We start from the raw sequence: 5,478 nt of genomic DNA on the forward strand, positions 1-5,478 counted from the left end.
AAACTTTGCTTCTGGAGACCAGTTATCTGGACTACTACTTTTTGTCACACTTGAACCTGGTAATTGAAATTTATCTCGCCAGGAATACAAGGTGGATAGGTTTATGTTTTCCTGGGCTGAAAACGTTCTTAATGATAACCCACTTTCAAGCCACTTCTTAACAATGGCTTCTTTAAACTCTTTTGAATAATGCTTCACTCATATTCTCTTACCGCCTCCTATTCAATTATTAAAAATTAACAGAGGCGACAACTATCCTGACACAGGGGGATGGGGTAGTAATAATCGTAGTAACCAGACGGGTGCTTCGAGACATACTTCACACGTCCATCTACAGCTAGATCAGACACACATGAATCAATGGACTCTTCCCTGTTAGAGCCACATGCACTATGCAGAGGTACAACACTGTCATCGCCGCCTGTAATCAGCGGGTGCGTAACGAGACCAAAAAGCTCATCACCCGTACCTGCAATACGCAAGTTAGGGATCGAATTAGACGTACCAGACGCGGCTAAGCCTCGAGCAATTTCAGGCTGCAATTCATACGTCATACCAATTCGCGTGCTGGGCAATGTAATATCTGCACCAATCCAATCGGAAATAGCATTAGCAATAGTAGAGCCGTAGTTGATACCATTAAACAGGTCAACACCTATGTTCGCCAGGTCAGTACCACCACCGGCACCCGCCATGGCGATGACCGCGTCAATGTTTAAGTTATTGGCATAATCACCCAACAGTGAAGCATTTTGAGGATCCATAACATAACGCATTACGATATCGCCCGTTGAGTGCAATACCAACACACAACCATCAACACAAAAGTTAGGTGTGTCTGCGAAGATTTCTTGCAACTGATTGGCAACAAGCTCACCATTATTACCTGGTCCAGTTAGGTGTTTACCTGAATCATAGTAAAGAATTCTAGCATGTGGGTCTGCCGTCTGATTGATCGATCCATCTCCATGCCGAACAATACCGTTACCGCCGTTGTATAGTTCAGACGTCCCCCAATATCGATAGCCATCTTCCTTACCGTTGTCACCTGGATCAGCGGCAATATGCGTGGGCCAATACCCTTGGATGAGTAAAATATTCTTACCCGCAATTTGACCTGCGAAGCTAGAAAGGCTAGACGCCGCCATGCATAAAGCGACGATATACTTGAGTATCTTCATGATAATTCTCCTGTCCTTTTATCTTTATTTTTAAGAGCTTAATTATGTGTTGAGTAGTGATTTAAGAGCTTGTCTGCTACAGAAAGTTGCTAGCCTTAGTGAGTACTCCCTAGTTGATTTAAGAAATCCAAACGTGATTGCGCGCTCTCGTCGATGTATGGAACGTCGTCATATTCGCTAAAAGAGAAACCGGCAACAGGATATGTAGACGCGCCGACCAGCCCTTGCTCCACGGTATATTTTGGTGCAGACGCCCCCCTGGTAAACGAAAGATCCCTGAGTTCATAAGGCCCTTCATGGCCCATATTTTTAAGTGCTGCGATGTGTGCTTTCAGTAAGAGCACACCGCTCTCTGAGTTGAGCTCTTCAACCGTATTCAGGTGCACAAGAGGTGTGCCTAAATCAGCAGCATAAAGATTTGCTTTAATGGCATGCAAGCCGGGAGCAGAGGTCGTCACCTGCATTGGAATCTTGAGGTATTCTCCTTCAACCTCGACCTCACCAAGCCCCTCTATAGACGCAACCGTCTTGGGGTACCTTATTAATGAGGTAATCGCATAGGTATTTCCATCAATCGTAAACTCGGCAACAACATCCATGTCTCCCTGATCGCTCACAGGAATATTGCTGAGGTCATCAAAATGCAAGCTGTATTGCTGGTGAGCATGATTAGAACCGTCATCTGAGCGAATAACACCTTGGTTTTTCGCGACAATCTGTCCACCAACTCGAACTAGCCCCGTGACATGCACAGAGTTACGAGCTTGTATGCCTGTCACATCTGCGACGGCGACAACAGGTTCGCCAGGGTAATAGTTAAACTTAGAGGTCTTGAGAGCAATACGAGGCCCTACCTCTTGTATCTCTCCATCAACGTCATCAAGATTGATCGGTCGACTAGACTGTACGGCCCGATTGGGTAAATACTCAACCAAGTCCTGTTGCTGATGAATCGGGCGCGAAAAAGTAGGGTATTTAATCTCCTGAGCAAAATGAGACGCTATTTGCTGGAAGCGATATTTGACCTCTCGCCCCTCAAAAGGATCATTCCTGTCTTCAATAGCTAAAGGCGCGTCATCGGGAGACATGTTCGCAGTCTCTGCCAAAGACTGAGCTTCAACACCAATGGTTATTTCCTGAATTTTCTTGGGGGTGCCAAGCTTTGACGTTTCCTGTACTGGTTCACTTTGAAGAGCGACAAAGCCAACTCCAGCGAGTACAGAGACGCCAGCAATCATCTTAGCATTACGAGATCTTATTATTTTCACTATCCATCCGCCTGGAGTATTTAATTACTTTGTGAGTCATAGAACGAATAGGAAAAATAATACGGCGAGTATGTATTTTATTAACCCGCCCATTTGGGGGGTATTAGTGATTTATGAGAACTAGGTTATACCCCATATGTCGGTATTGCTATTGGCACCCCACCCAATCCTGACTCTTCATTGCGGCTCCTTAAAGAAAGTCTATGCAGTAATGACAAATGCAAAGACCGAAGCAGTAAGCGTCAGGATCAAGTCTAAGTGGACTAAAAAATTCACCCTCAAGCTACAGTATTTGGTAATAGTTGCTGTAAGAGTGTATTGCAATCTTGTTCTGGCATAAATTTGGGAACAGGATAATTGAAATAGGCTTCGCTCATGGCATCTTTAACGATGGAAGGAAAGTCTTCTTCTTGAAGCTCAGCAATCGTTTCCGGGATATCGACCGCTTTATTAAACGCAAAAAGATACTCTACCACTCTCTTTGCTGATTGTTTTGTGTCGTCTCCTTGTTGCACGATGCCAACTTCTTGTGCAATCGTTGCCAGCTTGACTTCAATTGAAGGCGCTGAATATTGAATCACATGCGGTAATACAATTGCATTACCCAAGCCGTGGGCAACACCATACTTCGCACCCAATTGATGAGAAATAGCATGTACGTAGCCCAGTGATGCTTTCGTAAACGCTAGTCCTGCTTTGTAAGAAGCTAATGCCAGCGCACTTCGTGCCTCAATATTACTTCCATCCTTAAAAGCAATAGGCAGGTTTTTGAATATTAAACGAATAGCTGCGAGGGCTTGCTCGTCTGTGTAAGCACTACCATTTCTTCCGACATACGCTTCAATAGCATGGGTTAAGGCGTCCATTCCTGTCGCTGCCGTCAACGCAGGCGGTATCGTAATCATAAATACTGGATCAAGTGCGGTGGCTAAGCTGGCTGTACGAGGGTCAATAACGAAGCTTTTACTTTTAGTCTGATTATCAGATATGACGGATATAACCGTCACTTCTGAGCCTGTGCCAGCTGTTGTTGGGATAGCGTAAAACGGCAAAGGTTTCTTAAGTGCTTTGAAATAACCGGTAAGTTTTTCTGGTTTTTTCTTATTGGAAGCACTCAAGGCAATGACTTTAGCAAGGTCCATCGCAGAACCACCGCCGATCGCTAGCACGCTTTGGCAATTGTTTTCATTTAGCAGATTCAATGCTTCATTCGTGATACTGAACGTCGGGTCGGGTTCTACACGGTCAAAAATAGTCACACTAATATTAAGTTCGGCAAAACGATCAATAATCGGCTGCACCTGCCCTCTTCGAATTAGCCCAGCACCCGTTACAATCAGTACGCTTTTATGCTTCTGGCTCGCCATGTAATCGATCAAATCAAGTGAAGAGTTTTCTCCCTCGAATAACTTAGGTTCTTTAATCAACGGTAGGCTGGCTGTGAGTTTTAGACAAAACATCCAAACATAGTTTAATAGCTTTCCAAAAAAGTCGTTCATAGCGTTAAGTCCTTATTCGACTGCATTGCATAATGATAATAGCTTGTGAGCAAATTGATTCTATTCAGGAGGATGCTCTTCCTTAAAACGGCGCTGATTATCTTCGTTGATAAAATCAGGGAACCATTTTACTTTCGGGAAGAATAGCACTCTTACCAGGCCGATAAGCATCCACATAAAGCACACACTAAAGATGAGACCACAGGCCCAGGTAATGTACTCGAAGTTACCGGAGATATACTTCATTCCCCACCAGGAGATGATGTCTGTTAACGAGGCAATCAACCCAACCGGAAATATCCATTGATAGACCTTAAGGCGACTGAAGTGCATAGAGAAAGGTATACCGATGATAAAGAAGCTGGTTGTGAAGCCAAATAGGTGGGCATGCGTGAAAGCAATCAGCTTGCCTTCACCCATTTGCTGAAAATAGCTGGGTGCGTCACCATGCAAGTGGACTTGGTAATGCGCCTCCATCGCGCCAAACACCAAGGCTATGCCATAAAGTATGACCGCTACACCAATACCCCGCTGCGCCGCGATAGGCAGGTTGTGAAGATCAAACTCCATACCCGTTTGCTTGAATGGGAAAAACCAGTTGATTAAGAAGCAAGAAAAGAAGAAAAAGACCACAAGCGCGATAGGCGCTCCAATGTCTTCCCATGCTGTTTTTTCGGGTGGCACAATGACCAATTCCTCTTCAGCGATAGGCGCATCACTGAAGAAATCAAATTCTGCATTTTCTGCCAAAGCAGGACTCGCCCCCAAGCTCAGGAAACAAACCGTAAACAGTGCTAAGAAGGGTGCCCTGAATGAAGCCGTTAAGGTTAACAAGATGCTGAACAAACTATTAGCTATCAAGCCTTGCATTCTTAAGCCCCCTTCAAGCGAATATAAACCAAGGCACCGGCACGTTTAACTGCACTGTTTATCGCAGTCGCCAGCCCATCACCATCGCGCTTAGGTATTGAGTGAAGTGCTGAGCCCTTAAAACCTTGAAATAGCTCCGCCCCTAATTCGAAAGGAAGTTCCTGTGACTCTAAAGCTTTAACTTGGCTAATATTCAAGTGACGATCTGTCGACATCAATAAGAAGAAGGTTTCATTCTTATATATCACAGGAAAGATGAGACTGGTCCCTATCGGACGACGATTTGCGACAGGGATGTATATCGTGTTCTCGTCTTCACCGCTAAGCCTTACACCCATGGCCTCAGCCCGCTTAAGGTCTTTCTCAGTTAAGGTGGCATCAAGCGGTTTCCAAGCTTCAGCCTTAGGAAATAACGTTTGCACTTCTTTTGGAATAATACTGGATAAATCAAGCCAATTTCCCGGTTTAGAAGGCAGCGAATTCGGATTACCCGGGTTAGATTTTTTGACCGCTTCAACACCGTTAGCGATACCATCTTTATCACTGTCCAGCTCGGCGATCAGTCTTAAGGCGGCTTTGTTTTTTCCCTGATCTTCAAAGGCCTGTCCGTAAAAGTTTAAAGGTGTACCGCCACCTTCTTTGTGGCAAGCGTGACAAGAT

6 protein-coding genes are annotated in these 5,478 nt (G+C 44.8%); all 6 read right to left on the minus strand.

Annotated features, from left to right (window positions below; translation table 11 throughout):
* Positions 1 to 198 (minus strand): transposase (locus A3761_RS18000; protein ID WP_156491933.1); only part of this gene is annotated, 198 nt, incomplete at its 3' end.
* A gap of 38 nt (positions 199 to 236) precedes the next feature.
* Entirely contained in the window at positions 237 to 1,181 is a 945-nt protein-coding gene (locus tag A3761_RS18005) for a hypothetical protein (protein ID WP_068567632.1), read from the minus strand.
* Between the two features lie 95 nt (positions 1,182 to 1,276).
* Positions 1,277 to 2,449, minus strand: coding sequence for a hypothetical protein (locus A3761_RS18010; protein ID WP_156490166.1), 1,173 nt, complete (start codon positions 2,447 to 2,449; stop codon positions 1,277 to 1,279).
* 278 nt (positions 2,450 to 2,727) lie between these two features.
* A complete protein-coding gene (locus A3761_RS18015) occupies positions 2,728 to 3,948 on the minus strand; it encodes an iron-containing alcohol dehydrogenase (RefSeq protein ID WP_068516511.1) in 1,221 nt (406 codons plus the stop codon).
* Between the two features lie 60 nt (positions 3,949 to 4,008).
* Positions 4,009 to 4,818, minus strand: coding sequence for a hypothetical protein (locus tag A3761_RS18020; protein WP_068516514.1), 810 nt, complete (start codon positions 4,816 to 4,818; stop codon positions 4,009 to 4,011).
* A gap of 2 nt (positions 4,819 to 4,820) precedes the next feature.
* A partial coding sequence (locus tag A3761_RS27890; protein ID WP_197473100.1) for a hypothetical protein occupies positions 4,821 to 5,478 on the minus strand: 658 nt, incomplete at its 5' end.

The sequence above is a fragment of the Oleiphilus sp. HI0123 genome, assembly GCF_001635315.1.